The following is a 5909-nucleotide window of genomic DNA, read 5'->3' on the forward strand; positions in this document are numbered from 1 at the left end:
CGGCGAGGAGTTCCTCGCCAAGCTCCGCGACTTCTGCGAGACGAAGATCGACGGATCCGTCATCGAACGCGACGCGCGGATCCCCGACGAGGTGATCACGGGGCTGAAGGAGCTCGGCGCCCTCGGCATGAAGATCGACACCAAGTACGGCGGCCTCGGACTCACCCAGGTCTACTACAACAAGGCCCTCTCCCTGGTCGGCTCCGCGAACCCCGCGATCGGCGCGCTGCTCTCCGCCCACCAGTCGATCGGCGTGCCGCAGCCGCTGAAGATGTTCGGCACCCAGGAGCAGAAGGACACGTTCCTGCCGCGCTGCGCCCGCACCGACATCTCGGCGTTCCTGCTCACCGAGCCGGACGTCGGCTCGGACCCGGCGCGCCTGGCGACCACCGCCGTCCCCGACGGCGACGACTACGTCCTCGACGGCGTGAAACTGTGGACGACCAACGGCGTCGTCGCCGACCTGCTCGTCGTGATGGCCCGCGTGCCGAAGTCCGAGGGCCACAAGGGCGGCATCACCGCCTTCGTCGTGGAGGCCGCCTCCGAGGGCATCACCGTCGAGAACCGCAACGCCTTCATGGGCCTGCGCGGCCTGGAGAACGGCGTCACCCGCTTCCACCAGGTCCGCGTCCCCGCCGCCAACCGCATCGGCGCCGAGGGCGCCGGCCTCAAGATCGCCCTGACCACCCTGAACACAGGCCGCCTCTCGCTGCCCGCCATGTGCGTCGGCGCCGGCAAGTGGTGCCTGAAGATCGCCCGCGAGTGGTCGGCGGCGCGCGAGCAGTGGGGCAAGCCCGTCGCCCTGCACGAGGCGGTCGGCGCCAAGATCTCCTTCATCGCGGCGACCACCTTCGCCCTGGAAGCCGTCGTGGACCTCGCCTCCCAGATGGCCGACGAGGACCGCAACGACATCCGCATCGAGGCCGCCCTCGCCAAGCTCTACGGCTCCGAGATGGCCTGCCTGATGGCCGACGAGCTGGTCCAGATCCGCGGCGGACGGGGCTTCGAGACCGCGGCCTCCCTCGAAGCCCGCGGCGAGCGCGCCGTACCCGCCGAGCAGCTCCTGCGCGACCTGCGCATCAACCGCATCTTCGAGGGCTCCACGGAGATCATGCACCTGCTGATCGCCCGCGAGGCCGTCGACGCCCACCTCTCGGTCGCCGGCGACCTGATCGACCCCGACAAGTCCCTGTCCGACAAGGCGAAGGCGGGCGCACAGGCGGGCGTCTTCTACGCCAAGTGGCTGCCGAAGCTCGTCGCGGGACCCGGCCACCTGCCGCGCTCGTACACCGGCTTCCACCCCTCCGGCCACCGCGACCTCTCCGGCCATCTGCGCTACGTGGAACGCACCGCCCGCAAGCTCGCCCGCTCCACCTTCTACGCCATGTCCCGCTGGCAGGGCCGGATGGAGACCAAGCAGGGCTTCCTGGGCCGCGTCGTCGACATCGGCGCCGAACTGTTCGCCATGAGCGCCGCCTGCGTCCGCGCCGAGCACCTGCGCGCGAACGGCGACCACGGCCGCGAGGCCTACCAGCTCGCCGACGCCTTCTGCCACCAGTCCCGCGTCCGCGTCGAGGAACTCTTCGGCCGCCTGTGGACCAACACCGACGACCTCGACCGCAAGGTCGTCAAGGGCGTCCTGGGCGGCGCCTACGAATGGCTGGAGCAGGGCGTCGTCGACCCGTCGGGCCAGGGCCCCTGGATCCAGGACACGACCCCCGGCCCGAGCACCAGGCAGAACGTCCACCGCCCCATCCCCTGACCCGCCCGCCGGACACCCGGGCCTGTCGCCGCCGCCCCGCCGGACGGCGACGACAGGCCCCGGCCGCGCGGCCGCCCCCACCGGCCGGCGACACCCGCCCGAGGGACGCGCTGTCCTCGCGGAGGCGCGTTGCGGCCACAATGGGGGGATGAGCGACAGTCCAGCCCCACTCGCCGACCCGCACCTCGTCTACGACCCGGTGGCGGGCGACGGCCCGAAGGACGTGGTGATCCTCGGGTCCACCGGGTCGATCGGGACCCAGGCCATCGACCTCGTGCTGCGCAACCCGGACCGCTTCCGGGTCACCGCCCTGTCCGCCAACGGCGGCCGGGTCGCCCTCCTCGCCGAGCAGGCGTACCGGCTGAAGGCACGGACCGTCGCCGTCGCCCGCGAGGACGTCGTACCGGCACTGCGTGAGGCGCTCGGCGCCCAGTACGGCACCGGGGAGCCGCTTCCCGAGATCCTCGCCGGACCGGACGCCGCCACGCAGGTCGCCGCCTCCGACTGCCACACCGTCCTCAACGGCATCACCGGCTCCATCGGCCTCGCCCCGACCCTGGCCGCCCTGGAGGCGGGCCGCACCCTCGCGCTCGCCAACAAGGAGTCGCTCATCGTCGGCGGGCCGCTGGTCAAGGCGCTCGCCAAGCCGGGCCAGATCATCCCGGTCGACTCCGAGCACGCCGCCCTCTTCCAGGCCCTCGCCGCCGGCACCCGCGCCGACGTGCGCAAGCTGGTCGTCACCGCCTCCGGCGGCCCCTTCCGCGGACGTACGCGGGAACAGCTGGCCGCCGTCACCGTCGAGGACGCCCTCGCCCACCCCACCTGGGCCATGGGCCCGGTGATCACCATCAACTCCGCCACCCTCGTCAACAAGGGCCTGGAGGTGATCGAGGCCCACCTCCTCTACGACATCCCCTTCGACCGCATCGAGGTGGTCGTGCACCCGCAGTCGTATGTTCACTCGATGGTCGAGTACACGGACGGATCCACACTGGCCCACGCGACGCCCCCCGACATGGGCGGGCCCATCGCCGTAGGCCTCGGCTGGCCCGAGCGCGTCCCCGACGCCGCCCCCGCCTTCGACTGGAGCAAGGCCTCGACCTGGGAGTTCTTCCCGCTCGACAACGAGGCCTTCCCCTCCGTGAACCTGGCCCGGCACGTCGGACAGCTCGCGGGCACGGCCCCGGCGGTGTTCAATGCCGCCAATGAGGAGTGCGTCGAGGCGTTCCGCTCCGGCGCACTGCCGTTTCTCGGGATCATGGAGACCGTCACGCGGGTGGTCGAGGAACACGGCACCCCCCGTACGGGAACTTCCCTCACCGTCGCGGACGTCCTCGAAGCGGAGACCTGGGCCCGCGCCCGGGCCCGGGAACTGGCGGCACAGACGGCGGAGGCCCGTGCATGACGACCCTGATGTTCATCCTCGGCATAGTCCTCTTCGCCGTCGGCCTGCTCTTCTCCATCGCCTGGCACGAACTGGGCCACCTCTCCACGGCCAAGATGTTCGGCATCCGCGTGCCGCAGTACATGGTGGGCTTCGGACCGACGATCTTCTCCAAGAAGAAGGGCGACACCGAGTACGGGGTCAAGGCCATCCCGTTCGGCGGCTACATCCGCATGATCGGCATGTTCCCGCCCGGCCCCGACGGCCGCATGGAGGCCCGCTCCACCTCGCCCTGGCGCGGCATGATCGAGGACGCCCGCTCGGCGGCCTTCGAGGAGCTCCAGCCCGGTGACGACAAGCGCCTGTTCTACACGCGCAAGCCGTGGAAACGGGTCATCGTGATGTTCGCGGGCCCCTTCATGAACCTCATCCTCGCCGTGGTGCTCTTCCTCACGGTCCTGATGGGCTTCGGCATCTCGCAGCAGACCACCACCGTCAGCTCCGTCTCGAAGTGCGTCATCTCCCAGAGCGAGAACCGCGACGACTGCGCCGAGTCCGACCCGGCCTCCCCGGCCGCGGCGGCCGGCCTGAAGGCGGGCGACAAGATCGTCTCCTTCGACGGCGTCCGCACCGACGACTGGGACAGGCTCTCCGACCTGATCCGCGCCACCCCCGGCCAGGAGGTGCCGATCGTCGTCGAGCGCGGCGGCCAGGAGGTCACGCTCCACGCCCAGATCGCCAGCAACAAGGTCGCCAAGAAGGACTCCCACGGACAGATCGTCCAGGGCGAGTACGTCACCGCCGGCTTCCTCGGCTTCAGCGCCGCCACCGGCGTGGTGAAACAGGACTTCGGCCAGTCCGTGACCTGGATGGGCGACCGCATCGGCGACGCCGTCGACTCCCTCGCCGCCCTGCCCGGCAAGATCCCCGCACTGTGGGACGCCGCCTTCGGCGACGGACCCCGCGAGGCCGACTCCCCGATGGGCGTCGTCGGCGCCGCCCGGGTCGGCGGCGAGATCGCCACGCTGGACATACCGCCCACCCAGCAGCTCGCCATGTTCGTCATGCTGGTGGCCGGCTTCAACCTCTCCCTGTTCCTCTTCAACATGCTCCCGCTGCTGCCGCTCGACGGCGGCCACATCGCGGGCGCGCTGTGGGAGTCGCTGCGCCGGAGCTTCGCCAGGCTGCTGCGCCGGCCCGACCCGGGCCCCTTCGACGTGGCCAAGCTCATGCCCGTGGCGTACGTGGTGGCGGGCGTGTTCGTCTGCTTCACCCTGCTCGTCCTGGTGGCGGACGTCGTCAACCCGGTCCGCATCAGCTGACGCCCCGCACGGCCGTCGAGAGCCCGATCCGGGGAGCCTGTCCCTCCGGATCGGGCTCCACGCATCTCGCGGGGCAGATGGCCGCCATCGGGTGGATTCGCCGTACGCTGTGTGCCGGGGGTTCAGGTCCGTGCCGTAATCTCGAGGGGCCGGAGCCCGCCGCTGACCGGGGCCGGATCTTGATCCAAGACTTGGGGTTGCACAGCAGATGACTGCGATTTCTCTCGGCATGCCGTCCGTTCCGACCACGCTCGCCACGCGCCGGAAGAGCCGGCAGATCCAGGTCGGCACCGTGGCGGTCGGCGGCGACGCCCCCGTGTCGGTGCAGTCCATGACCACGACCCGCACGTCCGACATCGGCGCGACCCTCCAGCAGATCGCCGAGCTGACGGCCTCCGGCTGCCAGATCGTGCGGGTGGCGTGCCCCACCCAGGACGACGCCGACGCCCTCCCGGTGATCGCGAAGAAGTCGCAGATCCCGGTGATCGCCGACATCCACTTCCAGCCCAAGTACGTCTTCGCCGCCATCGAGGCGGGCTGCGCCGCGGTCCGGGTCAACCCGGGCAACATCAAGCAGTTCGACGACAAGGTCAAGGAGATCGCCCAGGCGGCGAAGGACCACGGCACCCCGATCCGCATCGGCGTGAACGCGGGCTCGCTGGACCGGCGCCTGCTCCAGAAGTACGGCAAGGCCACCCCCGAGGCGCTCGCCGAGTCCGCCCTCTGGGAGGCGTCCCTCTTCGAGGAGCACGACTTCCGCGACATCAAGATCTCCGTCAAGCACAACGACCCCGTCGTCATGGTCGAGGCCTACCGCCAGCTCGCCGCCCAGTGCGACTACCCCCTCCACCTCGGCGTCACCGAGGCCGGCCCCGCCTTCCAGGGCACCATCAAGTCGGCCGTCGCCTTCGGCGCCCTGCTCTCCCAGGGCATCGGCGACACCATCCGCGTCTCCCTCTCCGCCCCGCCGGTCGAGGAGATCAAGGTCGGCATCCAGATCCTGGAGTCGCTGAACCTGCGCCAGCGCGGCCTGGAGATCGTCTCCTGCCCGTCCTGCGGCCGCGCCCAGGTCGACGTCTACAAGCTGGCCGAGGAGGTCACCGCCGGCCTGACCGGCATGGACGTCCCGCTGCGCGTCGCCGTCATGGGCTGCGTCGTCAACGGCCCCGGCGAGGCCCGCGAGGCCGACCTCGGCGTCGCCTCCGGCAACGGCAAGGGCCAGATCTTCGTCAAGGGCGAGGTCATCAAGACCGTCCCCGAGTCCAAGATCGTGGAGACCCTCATCGAGGAGGCCATGAAGCTGGCCGAGCAGATGGAGCAGGACGGCGTCACCTCCGGCGAACCGTCGGTCTCGGTCGCCGGCTGAACCTTCACACGCGCCCGTCACCGTCCAACGCCGGACCGGTGCACTCCAGCCCGTCCGGCGTTTGAGGACGAGGCC

4 protein-coding genes are annotated in these 5909 nt (G+C 70.8%); all 4 read left to right on the forward strand.

Annotated features, from left to right (window positions below):
- A partial coding sequence (locus tag GTW67_RS23650) for an acyl-CoA dehydrogenase family protein (RefSeq protein ID WP_161166813.1) occupies positions 1-1762 on the forward strand: 1762 nt, incomplete at its 5' end.
- Positions 1763-1910: 148 nt separating this feature from the next.
- On the forward strand, positions 1911-3167 hold the full coding sequence (dxr, locus tag GTW67_RS23655; protein WP_161166814.1) for a 1-deoxy-D-xylulose-5-phosphate reductoisomerase: 1257 nt from the start codon (positions 1911-1913) through the stop codon (positions 3165-3167).
- Complete coding sequence (locus GTW67_RS23660; RefSeq protein ID WP_161166815.1) at positions 3164-4468, forward strand: site-2 protease family protein; 1305 nt, start codon at positions 3164-3166, stop codon at positions 4466-4468. The genes dxr and GTW67_RS23660 overlap by 4 nt, the downstream gene beginning before the upstream one ends.
- 208 nt (positions 4469-4676) lie before the next feature.
- Complete coding sequence (gene ispG / locus GTW67_RS23665; protein WP_161166816.1) at positions 4677-5834, forward strand: flavodoxin-dependent (E)-4-hydroxy-3-methylbut-2-enyl-diphosphate synthase; 1158 nt, start codon at positions 4677-4679, stop codon at positions 5832-5834.
- The last annotated feature ends 75 nt before the right edge of the window (positions 5835-5909 follow it).

This window comes from Streptomyces sp. SID5910 (assembly GCF_009862125.1).
In the GTDB taxonomy this organism is placed as follows: Bacteria; Actinomycetota; Actinomycetes; order Streptomycetales; family Streptomycetaceae; genus Streptomyces.